Source organism: Liquorilactobacillus nagelii DSM 13675 (assembly GCF_019444005.1).
Lineage (GTDB): Bacteria > Bacillota > Bacilli > Lactobacillales > Lactobacillaceae > Liquorilactobacillus > Liquorilactobacillus nagelii.
The window spans coordinates 2,078,035-2,096,838 of the sequence record NZ_CP049304.1; the positions used below are offsets into that span (position 1 = coordinate 2,078,035).

Annotated in this window: 20 protein-coding genes; 15 read left to right on the plus strand and 5 right to left on the minus strand. The window is 36.7% G+C overall.

Annotated elements, in window-relative coordinates:
- Positions 1–606 precede the first annotated feature (606 nt).
- Positions 607–1,701: a 3-phosphoserine/phosphohydroxythreonine transaminase gene (gene serC / locus G6O73_RS10370; protein WP_057884962.1), complete on the plus strand. Its 1,095-nt coding sequence runs from the start codon at positions 607–609 to the stop codon at positions 1,699–1,701.
- A complete protein-coding gene (locus G6O73_RS10375; protein WP_057884963.1) occupies positions 1,698–2,870 on the plus strand; it encodes a phosphoglycerate dehydrogenase in 1,173 nt (390 codons plus the stop codon). The genes serC and G6O73_RS10375 overlap by 4 nt, the downstream gene beginning before the upstream one ends.
- 116 nt (positions 2,871–2,986) lie before the next feature.
- Here the strand turns inward: G6O73_RS10375 and G6O73_RS10380 are convergent, their stop codons facing one another.
- The 3 genes from G6O73_RS10380 to G6O73_RS10390 form a co-directional block, all read right to left on the minus strand.
- Complete coding sequence (locus tag G6O73_RS10380) at positions 2,987–3,790, minus strand: metal ABC transporter permease (protein WP_057884964.1); 804 nt, start codon at positions 3,788–3,790, stop codon at positions 2,987–2,989.
- Positions 3,790–4,473, minus strand: a complete 684-nt coding sequence (locus G6O73_RS10385; RefSeq protein WP_057884965.1) for an ATP-binding cassette domain-containing protein — start codon at positions 4,471–4,473, stop codon at positions 3,790–3,792. Before G6O73_RS10385 ends, G6O73_RS10380 begins: the two co-directional genes overlap by 1 nt.
- A 108-nt stretch (positions 4,474–4,581) precedes the next feature.
- Positions 4,582–5,244, minus strand: coding sequence for an HD domain-containing protein (locus G6O73_RS10390; protein ID WP_057884966.1), 663 nt, complete (start codon positions 5,242–5,244; stop codon positions 4,582–4,584).
- A 335-nt stretch (positions 5,245–5,579) separates the two neighbouring features.
- On the opposite strand from G6O73_RS10390, the gene G6O73_RS10395 reads away from it, so the two are divergent.
- The 5 genes from G6O73_RS10395 to G6O73_RS10415 all read left to right on the plus strand — a co-directional run bounded on the left by G6O73_RS10395 (position 5,580) and on the right by G6O73_RS10415 (position 10,302).
- Positions 5,580–6,680: a glycosyltransferase gene (locus G6O73_RS10395; RefSeq protein ID WP_057884967.1), complete on the plus strand. Its 1,101-nt coding sequence runs from the start codon at positions 5,580–5,582 to the stop codon at positions 6,678–6,680.
- A 216-nt stretch (positions 6,681–6,896) separates the two neighbouring features.
- Positions 6,897–7,436, plus strand: coding sequence for a GNAT family N-acetyltransferase (locus tag G6O73_RS10400; protein ID WP_057884968.1), 540 nt, complete (start codon positions 6,897–6,899; stop codon positions 7,434–7,436).
- Positions 7,437–7,525: 89 nt separating this feature from the next.
- Positions 7,526–8,038, plus strand: coding sequence for a YagU family protein (locus G6O73_RS10405; RefSeq protein ID WP_057884969.1), 513 nt, complete (start codon positions 7,526–7,528; stop codon positions 8,036–8,038).
- A 20-nt stretch (positions 8,039–8,058) separates the two neighbouring features.
- The gene (locus G6O73_RS10410) at positions 8,059–9,381 is read left to right on the plus strand and encodes an MFS transporter (RefSeq protein ID WP_057884970.1); all 1,323 of its coding nucleotides are present in this window, start codon (positions 8,059–8,061) and stop codon (positions 9,379–9,381) included.
- A 75-nt stretch (positions 9,382–9,456) separates the two neighbouring features.
- Positions 9,457–10,302 carry an NAD(P)H-binding protein gene (locus G6O73_RS10415; RefSeq protein ID WP_057884971.1) on the plus strand — a complete coding sequence of 282 codons (846 nt, stop codon included), beginning with the start codon at positions 9,457–9,459 and terminating at the stop codon, positions 10,300–10,302.
- Positions 10,303–10,356: 54 nt separating this feature from the next.
- Here G6O73_RS10415 and G6O73_RS10420 read toward each other — a convergent pair whose 3' ends face one another.
- Both G6O73_RS10420 and motA read right to left on the minus strand, forming a co-directional pair.
- Positions 10,357–11,136, minus strand: coding sequence for an OmpA/MotB family protein (locus G6O73_RS10420; RefSeq protein ID WP_083478432.1), 780 nt, complete (start codon positions 11,134–11,136; stop codon positions 10,357–10,359).
- The gene (motA, locus tag G6O73_RS10425; RefSeq protein ID WP_057884972.1) at positions 11,137–11,928 is read right to left on the minus strand and encodes a flagellar motor stator protein MotA; all 792 of its coding nucleotides are present in this window, start codon (positions 11,926–11,928) and stop codon (positions 11,137–11,139) included. It lies immediately after the preceding gene.
- 506 nt (positions 11,929–12,434) lie between these two features.
- Between motA and flgB the strand changes: the two genes are divergently transcribed.
- The 8 genes from flgB to G6O73_RS10465 are packed head-to-tail and all read left to right on the plus strand — an operon-like array spanning position 12,435 to position 18,782.
- Positions 12,435–12,800 (plus strand): flagellar basal body rod protein FlgB, encoded by a 366-nt coding sequence (flgB, locus tag G6O73_RS10430; RefSeq protein ID WP_057884973.1) that lies wholly within the window; start codon positions 12,435–12,437, stop codon positions 12,798–12,800.
- 31 nt (positions 12,801–12,831) lie between these two features.
- A complete protein-coding gene (gene flgC, locus G6O73_RS10435) occupies positions 12,832–13,269 on the plus strand; it encodes a flagellar basal body rod protein FlgC (RefSeq protein ID WP_057884974.1) in 438 nt (145 codons plus the stop codon).
- Between the two features lie 11 nt (positions 13,270–13,280).
- Positions 13,281–13,601: a flagellar hook-basal body complex protein FliE gene (gene fliE / locus G6O73_RS10440; RefSeq protein ID WP_083478433.1), complete on the plus strand. Its 321-nt coding sequence runs from the start codon at positions 13,281–13,283 to the stop codon at positions 13,599–13,601.
- Positions 13,602–13,631: 30 nt separating this feature from the next.
- Entirely contained in the window at positions 13,632–15,227 is a 1,596-nt protein-coding gene (fliF, locus tag G6O73_RS10445) for a flagellar basal-body MS-ring/collar protein FliF (RefSeq protein WP_057884976.1), read from the plus strand.
- A gap of 5 nt (positions 15,228–15,232) precedes the next feature.
- A complete protein-coding gene (gene fliG / locus G6O73_RS10450) occupies positions 15,233–16,237 on the plus strand; it encodes a flagellar motor switch protein FliG (RefSeq protein WP_057884977.1) in 1,005 nt (334 codons plus the stop codon).
- The gene (locus tag G6O73_RS10455) at positions 16,221–16,979 is read left to right on the plus strand and encodes a FliH/SctL family protein (protein ID WP_057884978.1); all 759 of its coding nucleotides are present in this window, start codon (positions 16,221–16,223) and stop codon (positions 16,977–16,979) included. Before fliG ends, G6O73_RS10455 begins: the two co-directional genes overlap by 17 nt.
- Complete coding sequence (fliI, locus tag G6O73_RS10460) at positions 16,979–18,337, plus strand: flagellar protein export ATPase FliI (protein WP_057884979.1); 1,359 nt, start codon at positions 16,979–16,981, stop codon at positions 18,335–18,337. Before G6O73_RS10455 ends, fliI begins: the two co-directional genes overlap by 1 nt.
- A gap of 40 nt (positions 18,338–18,377) precedes the next feature.
- Positions 18,378–18,782 (plus strand): flagellar export protein FliJ, encoded by a 405-nt coding sequence (locus G6O73_RS10465; protein WP_057884980.1) that lies wholly within the window; start codon positions 18,378–18,380, stop codon positions 18,780–18,782.
- Positions 18,783–18,804 lie beyond the last annotated feature (22 nt).

Sequence of the window (18,804 nt, forward strand, 5' to 3'; positions counted from 1 at the left end):
ATTCACTCCTACTAAAATTTTCAGTCTTTTCAACTTTTACTTTATTTAATCAGTGCCTATAGTTTAACTGATTAATATTGCAAAAGAGTAGAAAAAACATTACAAATTCTAGGTTAATGTAATAAAACAGCTGAAAATCCTATTAAATCAAGTAAGCATGATTTTTTTTTTTTTAAGTTTAAAAAAATCGAAGCTTTTGTTAAGCGAAAATGCTGAATTTTCGCTGTTTTTAAGTAGAAAAGTTATTTTAAGAGTAATAATTGCAGAGATTTTGTTTACAATAATGTTACAAAAAGTTTAAATTTACTGAATTAACTATTTTTCATCACAATTTAGAAAAGTTATAATTTCTTGATTTTTAAAGAATTTATTACGAAAGTGTTAAATTAACAAATCATTTATTATTAGGCAGAATTTTTGTAATGGGTAATTGGTTAATAAAACAAAAAAACTGCCGGTTTATACTTAGAATTCATTAGAAAACAACTTGACATTGTTAAAATAATGAGCTAGATTTTGAACATTGGTTATCTTTTTCATTAACCCTAAATGAGAGTTTGATGAGCAAATAACTGATGATTAAAACAAAGAAAGAAGTGGGAAGCTTTGCCGCAAGTGTATAATTTTGCAGCTGGACCGGCAGTTTTACCGGCCGAAGTTGTCAAACAAGTTCAGCAGGAACTAACATCTTATCAGAAAAGTGGAATGAGTATTTTGGAGATCAGTCATCGCTCCTCACTGTTCACTAATCTCCAAACAGCAGCTGAAAACGATTTACGTCAGTTGATGCAAATTCCAGTCGATTATGATGTTTTGTTTCTTCAAGGGGGGGCCACACTGCAGTTTACGATGACAGCTCTTAATTTGGCTCATAAAACGGGGAAAATTGCTTTTGTGGACACTGGCCATTGGTCACAACGGGCCATTCAAGAAGCATCTTTGCTACCGGATATCAAACCGACGGTAATTGCTAGTGGAAAAGAAAGCAAGTTTACGGCCCTTCCAGATATTCCTGAAATTAGTGAAAACTTTGATTACGTGCATTTAACGATTAACAACACGATTGAAGGAACGATGTACCATCAATTGCCAGTAAACTTAAAGCATCAGTCGGTAGTTGCGGATATGTCTTCAATCATTTTAGGATATAACTATCAAGTAAAAGATTTTGATTTGATTTATGCTGGAGCACAAAAAAATATTGGACCAGCTGGATTAACAGTCGTAATTTTAAAACATGAACTTTTAAAAAATATTCCAGATTTACCAGCTATGCTTAGTTATCCGAAACAAGTCAAAAAAAACTCTACATTAAATACGCCACCAGTTTTTGCGATTTATACTGCTGGGCTAGTTTTCAAGTGGTTATTACGTCAAGGCGGTGTTGCAGCAATGCAGCAGCAAAATGAAATTAAGGCACAACTTTTATATGATGAAATTGCTAATTCTAAACTCTATCATTCTCCCGTGACCGTTGCTGATCGATCCCTAACAAATATTCCATTTGTAACAGGTTCTAAAGAATTAGATACAGAGTTTGTTGTTCGTGCAACTGAGAAAGGATTATTAAATTTGAAGGGGCATCGATTAGTCGGTGGAATGCGAGCTAGCTTGTATAATGCAATGCCATTAGCCGGTGTTAAGCAACTGGTTGAATTTATGCAGCAATTTGAAATGAATCATGAAGGAGTTGCAAAATGAAACAAGATATTAAGACCTATAATGTAATTGCTGAAGAGGGATTGGCACTCTTTCCAAAAGATCAGTATAGAATTAATCAAAGTGACAAACCAACAGCCTTGTTGATACGCAGCCAGGATATGCATAAAACATATTTTGGACCGAATGTTTTGGCGATTGCTCGCGCGGGAGCTGGAGTGAATAATATTCCCTTAGTTCAAGCAACATCTAATGGAACTGTTGTTTTTAATACTCCGGGTTCGAATGCCAATGCGGTCAAAGAATTAATTATTACGATGCTGATTTTGGCAAATCGACCGGTTATTAAGTCAATTGATTGGGCGAAAAAGGTTGTAGGAGCCGATGTCAGCTTGCAAACAGAAGAAGGCAAAAATCACTTTGCAGGAACGGAGATTGCTGGCAAAACACTTGGAGTGATCGGACTAGGTTCAGTTGGTTCGAGAGTTGCCCAGGCAGCTGGGGCACTCGGGATGAAAGTAATTGGCTATGATCCTTATATTAGTGTTGAACACGCTTGGCAGCTCTCAAATCAAATTCCACGGGCTGAAAAATTAAGTGATTTATTACCACAATGTGATTATTTGACGATTCATATTCCTTATACGGAGAAAAATAAAAATTTGATTACTGCCGAGCAATTGAAACAGATGAAATCAAGTGCAGTTTTATTAAATTATTCTCGTTGGGGAATCGTTAATGAAAAAGCAGTAGTTGCAGCCTTAGATAACGGAGAATTACAAAAGTATGTAACTGATTTTAGTTCAAATACAATAATAGGTCATCCGAAGATTGTAATTACACCGCATATCGGCGGTACGACTAACGAAGCTGAGGTTAATGGTGCTAAAATGGCAGCACGGACACTTCGAAAGTATTTAGAGACGGGGAACATTATTAACTCAGTTAATTTTCCAACAATTGAAATGCCCTTTGAAGCACCAGTTCGCTTGACTTTAATTCACCAGAATGTACCCAATATGGTTGGCCGTATTACAACTATTTTGGCAGATGAAGAGATCAATATCGATAATATGATTAATCGCAGTCGGGATACGATTGCTTATACGGTGATTGATACTGGAATGATTGTTGAATCACTCTTGAAAAAAATTAAAGCACGATTGTTGCAGATTCCTGAAGTAATTCGGGTGCGGGCTTTAGAAAAATAATTATGGTATAATTGGGTTCCTTGGCAGGGGCACTATAATAAAACAACCAGTCAGTGATGAAATTTTTCATCTCTGGCTGGTTGTTTTATTAGAAAGTAAAAATTAAGAATCTAAGTTTAAGCAGTGATTGTTTTTCGATAAACTGCCGCAATTAAATAAAAAACAGTTTCGATTGTGGCAATGAAAAAGGTTACTGGTAAATTAGTTAAATAGCCTAAATAAAGGCCGCCCCAAGTTCCAATCAGAGCAAGGACAATACTAAGCAGAATTAAGCTACTAACGGAACGGCAGAATGGTTGAGCACTGGCACTGGGCAATGTTAGGAGAACAAAAATTAATAAAGCACCCACGATTTGGGCAGCAACACTAACACTTAACGCCACCATTACTAAAAAGATCAAAGTGATCCAATGACTGGAGACATGCTCAATTTCGGCGCCAGTTGCATCAAAAGAATCGAATTTTAAGCGACGATAGATTAGTCCTAAAGACAGTAAGACAATCAGTGACACAATGACAATTTGGGTAACATTTTCTTGGCTAATACCAACGATGCTGCCAAATAAAATGCTGGTAGCATAGGAGGAATTTTGACTGGATAAGGATAAAAATAAAACCCCTAAACCCATGAAAAAGGCTGAAACAGTACTGATAACTGCATCACTAGTCTCATTATGGTTATCGCCTAGACCTAGTCGATCAGCAGCTAAGGCACTTAAGATAGTAAAGATCATCATTCCTTGTAATGGTGATAAGCCAATCCAAACTCCGAAGGAAGCTCCGGAAAAGCCGATTTCTGAAAGTGTATGAGTCATGAATGGTAAGCGACGAGCGGCAACGAAAACTCCCATCGCTCCGCAAAGAATAGCAACGATTGTGCCAGCTTCAAAGGCATAGCGCATAAAGTTTAAAGCAAACATTATTTTCCTCCTAAATCAGCTGTTGCACCAGTTGTATATTGACCACTATCGAATTCAAGGTAGTGTTTGCCGTATTTGTTTACCAAATCCCAATCATGAGAAATGAAAATGATAGTTGTTCCAGCTGTTTCATTCAATTGCTTAACGGTCTCTAATACTTCATACTTGGCTGTTTTATCCAGACTGGCAGTTGGCTCATCAAGGATCAGTAATTCTGGTTGATTTAAAATTGCTTGAGCCAGATAAGCCCGTTGTTTTTCACCACCAGAAGCTTTTCCGAGTATCTGTTGTCGCTTAGCGGTCAATCCAGTCAGTTGCAGAGCTTGAGTCACTAACCCTTTTTCCTTTTTAGAGAGCCAAGGCTTGAGTGAATTACTTAGTTTCAAAGCTACGAAATTTTCAATTGAGAGTGGATAGTTTGCGTCAATATTGCGAAATTGAGGAACATAACCAATATTGCTAGCATTATGTAATTCTGTGGCTAGTTCGATTTTACCGTTAGTTGGAATTTCTTTACCCAATAATAGTTTGATAAAAGTTGTTTTGCCTGTTCCATTTGCACCTAGAAGGCAGAAAAAATCACCTTGGCGAATGACTAGGTTTAAATCAGTAAAAAGCTGTTTATTGCCAAAGGCCATTGTTAAGTGAGAGCAAGAAATTAACGAAGCAGATAATTCAGACATGGCATCCTCCTGCAAATAAAAAAAGTAATCGGTACTGCTTGATTATATCAGTTTTAGCTTTGGTGTAAAGAGTAACCATTACTTTTTGCTTTAATAAAAACAAATTCTTTACTTTTCACCAGTCCATTCGGCTTTAAATTCAGTTAAAAAATTCAGCATGAACTGTTGTCGCTGTTCAGCAAGCAGTTTTCCGCCAGTCGTATTCATTAAAGCTTTTAGCTTCAACAACTTCTCATAGAAATGATTAATGATTGTTTCATTGGCTAGGTCACGATACTCTTGTTTAGAAAAACTTTTACGGGGTTTGATTTTTGGATCATAAATTATTTCTTGATGGGCACCACCATAGTAGATAGCTCGGGTAATCCCGATTGCTCCAATTGCATCCAATCGATCAGCATCTTGGACCATCTGTCCAGCCAAAGAAAGCTGCTGGTGTTTATTTTCTAAGGATTTGCTGAAGGACATGTTATGTGTAATTGTAGTGATGGCTGCAATTTGTGAGGGCAGAAACTCAATTGAGGTTAAAAAATTCTTCATTTCAGTCTCACTTGCTTGAACATCAGTAACTAGTTTATCATCGGCAATGTCATGTAGATAAGCTGCACTAACAGCGGTTAAATAATTAAATGGTTGCGTCTCTTGAGCAGCAATGTATTTAGTCAGATTAACTACCCTTTGAATATGGTCAAAACCATGGCCAGTTTTATCAGATTTCATCTTTTCATAGGTATATTGATGAATTGCCCTTAATTGCTGAGCAGTATTCAAATTAAACCCTTCTTTCATGTAATTTAAAATTAGTATAGCAGATCAGCTTAACAATTAAATTAAACAAATATTTACTTTTTATCTACAAAGCTAAAATTAACGTGGAATTATGAAGGCTGATATATTAAGAAAATTTATTTGTTTTGGTTATTAATCAAGTGAAGGTAAGCAAAATGTTTTTAAATTTCTAATTAGTATGATAAAGTTATCTCATAGGAAACTACATTAAGCGTCGGTCGGTTTGATTTTAGTCGTTGCTTAATGCATTTTTTTCTACCCAATTTTATCAATTAGTGAAGGGAGGGAGTGGTCTTTCTCACAAAGACTGCCTGTAGATGAAATTATTAATCGTTTTAGAAAATGTTGTAATGGATGGGGTTAAGCGAGCAGCAACTGTGTTGGGGAACAATTTAAACCGACAAATGGATGTTGCTTTTTATTCATTAGAGAACGTTCAACCGTATTATACTTTGGAGGCACCATTAGTAACTGCTAAACGGCCAGCACCAAGTAATGTTTTAAATTATTATGGAGCTGAGCCCTATCAACAATATGCTGATCAAATTGAAGATTTGTGTGATTACTTAGTTACTGAAAAATATACTAGTGTTATTTTGCCGGCTGGATTACTGACCAGTTTTGCTCCATTAATTAAAAATCAAGTTCCCGAGATTCGGGTGATTGCTTGGATGCATAATAACTTTAAAACTTACATGACACAGTACTACAAATTAATGCAGACAGAGTTTAAAGCTGGCCTTGCGGCGGCAGATACGGTAGTGGTTCTAACTGATTCAGATTTAGAACATTATCGACAATTTAATCCTAATACTGTTAAGATATACAACCCACTGACCTTAGCACCGGAGCGGCAAGCTGATTTGAATAGTCATGTAATTGCTTTTACCGGCCGAATTGCGATTCAGCATAAGGGAATTGATTATTTATTAGAAGCAGCCAAATTTTTACCAGCAGATTGGAAAATTGCGATTGCTGGCAGTGGAACAGCTGAAGACATGGCGATTTTTAAACAATTGATTAATAAATTTCAAGTGGCTGATAAAATAATTTATCGTGGTGCTTTAAAGGATCGGCAGCTGCAACAACATTATGAAACAGCTTCGATTTTTGTGTCAACTTCGCGCTGGGAAGGCATGCCATTGGTAATGGGAGAAGCGATGGCCTTTGGTTTACCCATTATTGCCATGGAAAATACCGGATCAGCTGAGTACTTACAGCAGAACAGTTACGGAATTATGACTAAATCACAAGATGTTGCAGACTTTGTTCGGGTGCTCCAACGTTTTACTAGCAGTCGTTTTCTGCGTCGTTATTATGCTGAGCGTTCATTAGAACGAATCAGTCATTTCACACCAGCAACGATTGCAGCTCAGTGGTTACCTTTAGTTAAAGAAACAAACCAAGAATTAGTTTAACTAACTAATCAATAAAGAGGAATGAAAATTGAATAAGAATGAATTTTATTATTAAAGAGTGGCAATAAAAAATGCGACTCTTTTATTTTGTGTTCAAAACAAGTATGAAAATATTTTTAGATTGCATAAAATGATTTTTTTTTATAACCAAATCAGGTAAAATGTAATCTACCCGACAAAAAGATGTCGGTAATAAATTTGAGGAGTGAACTACTAATGGCAGCAACTTTTATTCGACCAGCAACTTTAACTGATTTACCGGCAATGATGGGGATTATTGAAGAAGCACGACAACTTTTAGCAGTGGATAATATTCCTCAGTGGCAGGATGGTTATCCTAATAAAGAATCTATCAAGCAAGATATTGAAAATGAAATTGCTTATGTGCTGGTGAATGATCAGCAAGTAGCTGGCGTCGCCGCATTGCAAACTTGGCCGGATCCCGATTATTCCGAGATCTTTGCCGGTGCTTGGCAACGACCAGATCAAAAGCATTATGCGACAATTCATCGAATTGCAATCGCACAGCGTTATCGTGGGCAACATCTGGCACAATTGTTTTTAAGCAATTTGACCTCACAGGCTTGGCAATTAGGGTTTGACCAAGTCAGAATTGATACTCATCCGACTAATCAGCGGATGCGACATTTAGTTACTAAATCTGGTTTTGATTTTGCCGGGGAAGTCCACCTAAAAGAACGCGCAGTGCCGGAACGTTTGGCTTACCAATTATTCTTAAAATCCGAGGTAGATTGATTTAAAAACCAAACTGATTATTGGTAAGTTAAAAGTAAAACGAGTAAAATTAATCCAGAATCAGACTCTTAGTCAAGGGGGATCATATGATGGGAAAAGATAATTTTGATGTTAAAAATGCGATTATTGCCGGAAGTATTGCCGGAATTGTTTCAGGCTTTGTCAAATTAGGCTGGGAAAATTTATTTCCACCGCGGACACCAGACAGGGATGCAACTAATCCACCGCAGCAATTTTTACAGCAACTGGGTGTTCCAAGCAAATTAACTCACGCAACTTATACCTATTCTGAACATAAATTGCCATGGGTCAGCTTTTTACTGCATTTTGGCTTTTCAACCAGTTTTGGAGCTTTTTATACCGTCGCTGGTCATTACTTGCCACTACTTAAAATTGGGCAAGGAACTTTTTTTGGTGCCGGCGTCTGGGCAGCCGCACATCTAGTTGCTTTGCCACAATTAGGGACAGTACCAGCAGCCAAAGATCAGCCTCTCGAAGAACATTTGTCTGAACTATTTGGTCATGTTTCTTGGATGTGGGTCACACATGTTGTCGCTGAGGAGCTGCTGGCGGAGAATAAGCCGCATAAATCGACAAATTAAATCGGGAAAGGAAATCCCAAATGAAAGATGAAGCTAAATGGCAAACACGGTGGCCGGAAAGAATTAGTTATGGCTTGAGTGATGCAGCTGATAACTTAGTTTTTCAAATGATGACCACCTATTTACTGTTCTTTTATACTGATGTTTATGGTTTGGGTGCTGGTGCAGCTGCAATTCTCTTTATTGTTGCTCGAATCGCTGATGTAGTTGAAAGTTTGATTATCGGCTTGATGATCGACCACACCCATTCAAAATATGGGAAGAGTCGGCCGTTTTTCTTGTGGTATGCCTTACCATATGCAATTTTTGCAATTTTAACTTTTGTTACGCCTAATTTTTCGGCAACAGGTAAATTAGTTTGGGCTTATGTAACTTATTTAGGTTTGGGATTCTTATATACTGCAGTTAATTCGCCGATTACTTCAATTTTACCAACGATGACCCAAAATCCTCGTGAGCTAACTTTGTTAGGTGTTATTCGTCAATTCTGTGGTAGCTCAGTTCAAATTATTGTAGCTGTTTTTACTTTGCCATTAGTTGCTTTTTTTGGTGGGGGCAATCAGCGGCAGGGCTTTTTCTGGACAATCGTTGTATTCGGTGTAATTTCGTTGATTTTGATTTTGAATACTTTTGTGCATGTTCGGGAACGATTTACAGATCATGAAATTGCTCACCAACCCTTGAAGAAAGTTGTTAAAATGTTGCGGCAAAATCATCAGTGGATTGTGATTTCAATTGTGATTTTTTTGTTTTGGCTGGTTACAGCAATTAAGAATCAAACAACAATTTACTATTTTAAATATACTTTGCATACGGCTGGATTGGTACCATTGGCAAATAGTTTTACCTTGAGTTCTTTAATTGGCGTTTTATTGATTATGCGGTTGACCCATTTTTTAAGCAAGAAGCAAACGATGCAACTGGGAATTTTAGTTGAATTGATTGGCCAACTATTGTTAACTGGTGGTGTTTATCTAAATTGGCTACCATTACTGTTTGCTGGAATTTTAATTAATTCAATTGGCAACGGAATCGTTGTTGGCTTGGTTTCAATTATGATAGCAGACACTGTAAGATATGGGATGACAATGGGAATCCAAGCAGAAGGTGTCTTAGCTTCAACTGATGATTTTGGTGTTAATATGGGTCTAGGCTTAGGAGGCTTAATAACTGCTGGCTTGTTTGATTTAGCAGGCTATGTCCCTAATCATTCACAAAATGTGGCTACTCTTGGGATGATCAATCTGAACTATGTCTGGTTACCGTTAATAATTTATTTATTGATGCTGTCTGCTCTTCACTTCTATAATGAACAACAAATGTTATTGGAAATTGATAAATAATTCATTTTTTTTGACAATTCTTTTACTTGATGTTACTTTTATAATTACAAAAGTCAATTTAAGGAGGAATTTTCGATGAAATATGGAATTACAGCTGCGACAGGTAAGTTTGGAAAAACGGTGGTGGAAACACTATTGAAAACAGTGGACCCAACTGAGATTGTCGCGATTGTCCGTAACCCTGAAAAGGCAAAACAAAGCTTGCCGAAAAATGTTGAAATTCGTCAAGGGGACTACACCAAGCTGGGACAACTTGAAGAAGCTTTTCAAGGAATTGAACGCTTGTTATTTATTTCCTCACTTCCAGGCGGTAACTACCCACGAGATAAACAGCATTTGAACGTTGTTGCTGCTGCAAAGAAGGCAAAAGTTGACTATATAGCTTATACTAGTTTTCCTCATGCTGATCAAGCAAAGAGTGTTTTATCGGCTGATCATCGAATAACAGAAAAAGCATTGCAGGATAGTGGTATAGCGTATTCATTTTTGCGGAATAACTGGTATTTGGAAAACCAGACTGATTTAATTCGTTCAGCACAAGCCGGTAAGCCAATTTACTTTTCAGCTGGTGACGGTCAAGTTGGTTGGACACTGGAGAAATATTACGCTCAAGCGGCAGCTAAAGTTTTACAGTTGAAACAACCGAAACCAGTTTATGAGTTTGCTGGTGCACCACATACTTTTACTGAATTAGCAAAAATAGCCGCTAAGCTTAGTGAAAAGTCAGCTAAAATTTACCAAGTTAGTGATACTGAATATCGCGAAATTTTAAATAAAGCTGGATTACAGGCTGCCTCAGAGGCAATTGTTATGATTCAGCAGTTAATTCGTCAAGGCGAACTTGCTGAAAAAACTAGCGATTTAACAGATGTTTTGGGTCAACAGTTACCGAGCTTAAGTGAATCAATTCAAGAAATTTAATTCAAAGCAAAAAAAAGAGATGACTTTCCTTTAATTAAGGGATTCATCTCTTTTTTACTTGCTGTAATTTATTCTTTGAATAACAATTTCAACGCGTCGATTCAGAGCTTGACCGGCGGGAGTTGAGTTAGAAGCACGGGGTTTGTTTTCCGCGTAGGCTTGAATAGAAACATTGCTTTCATTCAAAGTTTGATTATTAACATAGAATTGCATAACATTTATTGCCCGAGCTGAGCTTAGTTCCCAGTTGGAATGGTATTGACCGTTTCCGCCTTGAAAGGGAACATTGTCGGTGTAACCTGCAATAACAACAGGATTTTGACTTAAAATTTTCAATGATGGTGATAAAGTATTAAGCGCATTTTTGGCTTGATCATTTAGGTCGGCACTTCCGGTAGCAAATAAAATATTACTTTTTAAGTTAATATGAATACCGTCTGACTGTAAGCTGATAGTAATGTTTTGCGATAGGTTTGGGTCTTTGTTGATACTTTGCTGTAGTTCATTACTAACATTTTGTAATTGTTGTGTTTCTAATTGATCTTTTTTAACTAAGGAAGCGTCACTTTTGGTTGCTCCAGATTTTTTTAGGATGCTTTTGTCAGAACCTTCAGCAGATTTGACACTAATCATATTTTTGCCGGATTGGTACGTATTTGAGTGATTTGATAAGATTGTTCCAAACTCGGTTTTAAATTCCTGAAATTTATGTTGATCTATCTTTGCCATAGCAAATAAGATAATAAACAATGCTAACAGTAAAGTCATCATATCAGAATATGGTAAAAGCCAAGCTTCAGACGTCTCCTCATCTTTTCTCTTTTTTTTTCTCAATTATTTTTTCCGCCCCTCCTTATCCTGATCTTCGTTTTGAGTTCGCTGGGCTGGAGCAATCAGACTATTTAATTTTTGTTCGATACTTCTGGGAGCTTGACCGGACTGAATTGCCAATACTCCTTCTAGAATTAAATTAAGAGCTTGAATCTCTTGTTCAGATTTAACGGTTAGCCGTGACCCCATAGGTACCAAAATAACATAACCAAAAAAAATCCCAAACATTGTAGCTACAAAAGCTGATGAGATCATTTCTCCCAACTTACTAATGTTTTGTAGATTGCCTAAGGCGCCAATTAAACCAATAACAGCACCCAATACCCCTAGAGTTGGAGCGGTCGCACCAGCTGTTTTAAAAATACCAGCACCAACTCGGTGACGTTCCTCAATTCCTTCAATTTCATTTTCCATAATTTCCCGGACTTCATCGGGGTCAACCCCATCAACAACCATTTCGAGTCCTTTTTTCATAAAAGGATTTTCCAATTTTTGCACAGGTTCTTCTAAAGCGAGCAGCCCATCTTTTCTAGCTCGAGTAGCTAAGTCAACGATTGTACTGACGATTTCACCATATTGGTATTCTTTATTTGAAAATAGAATTTTAAACATTTTTGGAACACGTTTAATTTCTTGAACTGGATATGAATTGATAGTTGCGGCAATTAAACCGACAAAAATAATTAGTGCAGCTTCTGGACTAATTAGAATTGAAATGCTGGCACCTTTTAGCAGCATACCTGCTAAGACTGCAACGGTTCCAACAATAATTCCGATTATTAAAAATAAATCCATGATTAATAGCCTCCTACAGTTGAATAACTCCGTATATATATATCGGTTCAGTTAGTCAAATAATTAAGAACAAAGCACTTATTTTTATGTTTGTAGAAAACAAATAATTTTTTTTTTACAAATTTAATTTAGTCAGTTTTTACATTTTTTTCAGACCACAACAATTATAATTTGAAACTCTAATTTAAAATTAAAATTATTTTATAAATATTAAGAGGCAAATGTAGCTGTTAGTACACCAATAATAAGCTTTGTTCGATTAGAGAATAATTTTATATTCTTTAAAACAATATTTGCGTTTTTTGAACAATAATTATTTAGAAAAAGGATAATATTATATTTAAAATTTAATAAAATGTAAAATAATATAATCTTAAATGCTTTTATTAAAGCAAAAACTAAAATCGTATTTAGAAAAAGAGAATGTTATAATAAACCATAGAAAAACTTAAAATTTATATCTCCTTAATTTTTATAGACTATTTTACGAAAGAGGGGGCTTGTAATTGGATACTTATGATTTAATGAAAACAGCAATGGGAGTTTCAGCTACACAAGCTAAAGTTATTTCAAGCAATATTGCCAATGTAAATACTGCAAATTATAAAGCAAAACGAGTGATTTTTGAAAATCAATTAGCAGGAGCTAAACAAAACCTAGGTTTAGTAACGACAAATAAAAGGCATATTGATTCTGGTTATTCAAATGCGTATATAACGATGAATAGCGATACCAGTGTAACAAAAAATGGTAATAATGTAGATTTAGATGTTGAGTTGGCTAATCAAGCAACTAACAGCTTGTATTACAATTCCTTGGTGTCTCAGATTAATGGACGATTGCAAATGATGGGATATGTGGTTGAACATTGATAAAAATTCTTGAAAAGAGGGTGGAAGTAAATTGAGTGTTTTTGATGGGTTAGCAATCAATACTAGTGGATTGGCACTTGAAAGATTGAAATTAGATACTATTTCAACCAATATTGCTAATGTTAATACGAACACGACGGCAGATGGCGGACCATATAAATCAAAGTCAGTTTTATTTGCTGAAAATGTTAAGAATGCTGGTAAAGACGATTCGGCAATTACAGATAATGGTCAAATGAGTTATGGCGTTAAGGTTACTGGAATCCAGCAGGATAATTCAGTTAAAAGGACTTATGATCCAACGAGTCCGCAAGCGGATCAAAATGGTTACGTTGAAACTTCAAACGTTAATTTGGCAGACCAAATGGTTGATATGATCCAAGCAATGCGGACTTACGAAGCAAATGAAACAGCCGCGGAATCGAATAAAGAAATGTTAAAAAAAGCATTGGAAATTAGTAAAGGGTAAGGTGACTAATAATGGGCACAAGTAGCATTGGAGCAGTAAACTTGCAAAATTATCAAAAGTCATTAGAAAAGTTAACTGGATTTGATCAGACAAACAAAACAAATAAAAATGCTGCAACCTTCAGCAATTATTTAGACAAGGCAGTTTCAGGTGTTAATCAGAAGTTAGTCTCGATGGATAATGCTACTGATAATATGATTAGTGGAAAATCGAGCGACCTAGGTAATGTAATGGTCAAAATGACTGAAGCACAGTTGTCAATGGAAACAGCGGTCCAAGTTAGAAACAAATTGTTGGATGCCTATAACGATATCAAAAATATGCAATTTTAAGGTGAGTAGCTAGAGGGAGTTTGAACAACTGTGGGAAAAGTGGCTGCGTTTTTTTCAGGATTAAAAGAAAAATGGCAAGATCAAAGCCGAATAAAGAAAATTATTTGGATCTTAGCAATTCTAAGTATCCTTTTTGTTTCCGGCACAGTTTATTATTTAAACACTAGGGTACAATACGATGTGCTCTTTACCGGACTAAGCGAAGGCGATGCTGGAACAATCGCCGATGAACTAAAACAAGAAAATGTTCCTTATAAATTAGCTGATAATGGTCAAACAATTATGGTAGATAAAACACAGGTTGATCAGGTCAGAATTCAATTGGCAGAAGATAATAAGTTACCAAACAGTTCACAAGGATTTGAATTGTTTGATAATTCAAATGTAATGACGACTGATGCTGATCGTCGAATTATGTATCAGCGAGCTTTAACTGGAGAATTGGAAAAAGCAATTGATGCGCTTAGCGAAGTGCAAACGTCAAAGGTGATGTTGGTGACACCTAAGGAAAGTGTTTTTGCCGACAGCGATAATGGCGATAGCTCTAAACCGGCTAAGGCCTCAATTGTTTTGACTTTAAAGAGCAGCGGTATTTCTAATCAAGCGGTTCAGGGAATTGTCGCATTAACAGCTGGAGCAGTCGAGAATCTGGATCAACAACATATCAAAGTAGTTGATAGTCAGGGTAATGTTCTTTTCAATGGCAAGAAAGGTTCCGGCAGTTTGGTTAGTGCCAATGATAAATATTTGACGATTAAGCAAAATTATGAAAAGAGTTTGCAAAAAAAGATTCATAGCTTATTAGATCCAATTTATGGCAAGAAAAATGTTGAAGTATCTATTAATCTCGATATGAATTTTGACTCAGTCAAAAATAAAACTGTTACTTACAATAATCCGCAAATTAGAAGTGAAAAAACTGATAGTGAAACAAATGGTAATACAACCCAAAACACCCAAACAGGTGAAGCTAATAATAATGCTTCTAACCAGACGGGAAATAATAATGGTGCAAGCCAGTCATCTAGTCGGACTGTTAATAATGAGTTGAACACGTCAACTACAGACACCATTCGAGCACCAGGGTCAATTAACCGTATGACGACATCAGTAATTATTGCTGATGGTGTTTCTGGTGCTGATCGTAAACGAATTCGAAAGTTGGTTTCGGCAGCTATAGGCTATAACCAAGGTCGTGGCGATAGTTTGCAAGTGCAGGGCGTTAACTTTGCTAAACATAATAAAAAACCACATCATACAACTAAAAAACACAAGAAGAGCAGTAATTGGAATATTTGGGCTTATATTGGGTTAGGTGTAGCAGCTTTAGTTCTAATCGGAACAATTTTCTTCTTAATTATGCGTTTTCGGCGTCGCCGGTTGGAAGAGGAATATGAAGATTATGAGGATGAAACAGCTCCAACTGCTGATGTTACAGCAGATGCAGCTACTAAGTATCCTGAAGAACAGAAACCGGAAAAAGAAGATAAGGAACCACTTGTTAAACCAGCGAAACCATCTAAAGAACAGGAACTTAATAAGCGGACGCGTGAATATGCTAAAGAAAATCCAGAAGAGGTTGCTGATTTATTAAAGGCATGGATGAAAGAAGACAATAAGGGGTAAAGATTATGGATTCAATGGAAGGAGTTAGGAAAGCAGCAATTCTTTTAATTTCTTTAGGTTCAGAAACCTCTTCGAAAATCATGAAATTGTTGCCGGAAAATCTCATTAAAAAACTAACCTATGCAATTGCGAATATTGAAGCGGTCGATTCGGATGAACAGTCACAAGTTCTAAATGAAGTTGTTAATACGATTCATGCCCATAAATATGTTTTAGATGGTGGGATTGATTACGCTAAGAATTTATTAATGCAAGCAGTCGGTCCGCAAAAAGCAAAGGAAATTCTAGACGTTTTAAAACAAATTCAACTAAAAGAACGTCCCTTTGATATTGTGAGACGAGCAGATGTTAAACAACTGGTCAATTTATTGTCGGATGAACATCCTCAAACAGTAGCGTTAATCTTTTGCTATTTACAATCAAATAAGGCTGCCGAAGTTCTTTCAAATTTCCCACCTGAAAAGCAAGCGGATATTGCCGAACGAATCGGAACGATTTCCAGTGCTTCGCCAGCAATTATCAAGCAAGTTGAAGGGGTAATTGAAACTAAGTTTTCAAGCTATGTTGAAAATGATAATGAAAATATTGGTGGTGTGAAAACCTTAGTTGATATTCTCAATTCTGTTAGCCGCAGTACTGAAAAACATATTTTGGGAGACTTGGAAAAGCGGCAGCCTGAATTGGCGAGCGAAGTTAAGGCTAGTCTCTTTACCTTTGATGACATCATCACACTTGATCCACGAGATGTTCAAAAAGTCTTGCGCGATGTTGAAAATGATGTCTTGGTATTGTCGCTTAAAGGTGCTAATGATCAAATTAAAGAATTTGTCTTCTCTAACTTATCAACGCGAGCTGTTGAAAATATCAAAGAAGAAATTGAGTTCTTGGGGCCTACTCGATTGTCCAATATTGAAGAGGCTCAACAGAAAATCGTTGGCGTTATTCGTCGCTTAGATGAAGCTGGTGAGATTATCATTCAAAGAGGTGGGCAAGATGAAGTCGTCAGCTAAGAGCATTTTAAAACAAGCAGCGGTGGCTGAATCAGGCCAAGCTAAGGCGATTATTACTAAGCAGCCTCTTAAAAGCCAATCAGAGGACGAAACTGGAAATTTGTGGTTGAAAGATGGAACATTGAATCCACAAACTAAATTAATTTCGCCTGAAGAACAACTTGAGCTTAAGTCCGTCCGACAGCAAATTATTGATCAGGCGAAAAAAGATGCTGAACGATTAAAACAACAGGGCTATCAAGCAGGCGAAGCTGCCGGACATAAAGCGGGCTATCAAGCAGGTTATCAAAAAGGTCTATCGGCTGGGCAGCAGGCAGCTGAAAAATTAACAGCACAAGCTGAAAAAAATATGCAAATAGCGATGACAAGTGCTCAGACATATGTCCTTGAACGGAAAAAGGAGTTAATGCAATTTGTGATTAAGATGGCTGAAACTTTGGTCAAGAAAGAATTGGATCAAGATCCGACTGCCATTAATGCAATCTTACAGCCGATTCTATTACAAATGCAGCAACCGGAACAGCTATTAATTATTCGAGCTCATCCACGTTATCACCAGCAGTTAGAACGTCAGATGAAATTAGAAAAGCAAAAGTTGCCGGGATTTCGTTATTTGATTTTAGATGATGCTGATAAATCAGCTTATCAAGTATCGGTTGAATCTGATGAAGGACTTGCTTTATTTGATTTAGGCCAAGAATTGGAACGCTTTTTACAACAGGCTGAGAAAAAGGTGATTTGATGGAATTTTCACTCCCACTAACAGATTATTTAAATCAAGCACAAAAATATCATTTTTTCTTTACTTATGGAAAAGTTAGCGAAGTTGTTGGTTTATTGATTAAAGTTGAGGGACTAAATGTTTTTATTGGTGAAGTTTGTGAAGTTGAAGTCAATAAATCAGGGAGAGTAGCTCAAGCCGAAGTTGTTGGATTTGTCAAAAAGACAGTTCTACTGATGCCTCTAGGGGAATTAAATGGTATTGGTCCGGGATGCTTGGTCCGACCAACTGGTCACTTATTGTCAGTCAAGGTAGGAAAAGCCCTGTTAGGGCACACTCTGGATGGCTTAGGACGAATAATTGATGGAAATTCAGTTGATCAAGCAGATTTAATTGCTTATCCGGTTCAACATGATTCACCTGATCCATTTCGCCGTCGACCGATTAAGCAGATTTTACCAACTGGTGTGCGGCCGATTGATGGTTTATTGACGGTTGGAGAAGGGCAGCGATTAGGCATTTTTGCTGGTAGTGGGGTTGGAAAGAGTACGCTATTAGGGATGATTGCTAAATTTAGTGAAGCAGATGTCATTGTAATTGGATTGATTGGTGAACGTGGACGTGAAGTTCGTGAGTTTATTGAAAAGGACTTAGGTGAAGAAGGTTATCGTAAAGCGGTAGTGGTTTGTGCGACTTCAGATCAGCCACCACTAGTTCGTTTGAAGGGGGCTTATGTTGCTACGGCCATTGCAGAATATTTTCGTGATCAAGGCAAAAAAGTAGTTTTGATGATGGATTCAGTTACTCGTTTTGCAATGGCTCAGCGAGAGATTGGTTTGTCAGTTGGTGAACCGCCAACAACCAAAGGGTATCCGCCATCAGTATTTGCTATTTTACCAAAGCTGCTAGAACGCAGCGGTACCTCATCACATGGCTCAATTACCGCCTTTTATACGGTTTTAGTTGAAGGTGATGATATGAACGAGCCAATTGCTGACGCGGTTCGAGGAATATTAGATGGACATATTATTTTATCACGTAAGATAGCTAGTCAAAATCATTATCCAGCAATTGATATTCAAAATAGCTTAAGTCGGTTGATGAAGGACTTAGTAGCCGATGAACAATACAAAGCAGCAGGTGAATTACGGGAAAATATGACAGTTTATGCTGATGCAAAGGATTTATTAGATGTTGGAGCCTATAAACCGGGAACTAATGCTGTGATTGATTATGCTGTATCGTTGCATCATCCAATCGATTCATTTTTATGTCAGCAGGTAGACGAGTTTTCCGAATATTCAGCTACTGTCAAGCAATTATTGCAACTGTTTGATGATCAATCAACAGACCGTTCGCAACAACTACAGTCAACCTAATAGATAGGTGGTAAGAATCATTAAAAAGTTTAATTTTCAATTGACAAATTTATTAGATTTTCGTCAACAACAAACAGATCAGGCTAAAGAAAACTTAATGCTTGAACAAAAAAAGCTTAATTTGCTGCAACAGAAATTAAGTGATTTGTTACAAGAAAAAAAAGCAACGTTTAAAATAGATGATTTTAATATTGGCAGAATGCAGTTACAGTATCGCTATATTTTAAGTTTGGAACATGAAATTCAACTAGCAGCGGCGGCAGTAGCACAGCAACAACAGCAAGTTGAACAAGTTCGGGAAAAGTTGATAGCTGCAAAAAAAGAAAGCCAAGTTTTAGAAAAGTTGGAAGAAAAACAATACAGTCAATATTTGTTAGATAGCAAACGCCAAGAACAAATTGTTTTAGATGAAATTGCTAATCGAAAGAAGTTTTCTTTATTTTAAGTTATTAATTAAATTTGAAAGG

Excerpts from the sequence above, each read along its gene's own strand:
- G6O73_RS10375 (WP_057884963.1), top strand. The coding sequence starts at position 1,698 with ATGAAACAAGATATTAAGACCTATAATGTAATTGCTGAAGAGGGATTG.
- G6O73_RS10380 (WP_057884964.1), bottom strand. The coding sequence starts at position 3,790 with ATGTTTGCTTTAAACTTTATGCGCTATGCCTTTGAAGCTGGCACAATC.
- G6O73_RS10385 (WP_057884965.1), bottom strand. The coding sequence starts at position 4,473 with ATGTCTGAATTATCTGCTTCGTTAATTTCTTGCTCTCACTTAACAATG.
- G6O73_RS10395 (WP_057884967.1), top strand. The coding sequence starts at position 5,580 with ATGAAATTATTAATCGTTTTAGAAAATGTTGTAATGGATGGGGTTAAG.
- G6O73_RS10400 (WP_057884968.1), top strand. The coding sequence starts at position 6,897 with ATGGCAGCAACTTTTATTCGACCAGCAACTTTAACTGATTTACCGGCA.
- G6O73_RS10405 (WP_057884969.1), top strand. The coding sequence starts at position 7,526 with ATGGGAAAAGATAATTTTGATGTTAAAAATGCGATTATTGCCGGAAGT.
- G6O73_RS10410 (WP_057884970.1), top strand. The coding sequence starts at position 8,059 with ATGAAAGATGAAGCTAAATGGCAAACACGGTGGCCGGAAAGAATTAGT.
- G6O73_RS10415 (WP_057884971.1), top strand. The coding sequence starts at position 9,457 with ATGAAATATGGAATTACAGCTGCGACAGGTAAGTTTGGAAAAACGGTG.
- motA (WP_057884972.1), bottom strand. The coding sequence starts at position 11,928 with ATGGATTTATTTTTAATAATCGGAATTATTGTTGGAACCGTTGCAGTC.
- fliE (WP_083478433.1), top strand. The coding sequence starts at position 13,281 with ATGGGCACAAGTAGCATTGGAGCAGTAAACTTGCAAAATTATCAAAAG.
- fliG (WP_057884977.1), top strand. The coding sequence starts at position 15,233 with ATGGATTCAATGGAAGGAGTTAGGAAAGCAGCAATTCTTTTAATTTCT.
- G6O73_RS10455 (WP_057884978.1), top strand. The coding sequence starts at position 16,221 with ATGAAGTCGTCAGCTAAGAGCATTTTAAAACAAGCAGCGGTGGCTGAA.
- fliI (WP_057884979.1), top strand. The coding sequence starts at position 16,979 with ATGGAATTTTCACTCCCACTAACAGATTATTTAAATCAAGCACAAAAA.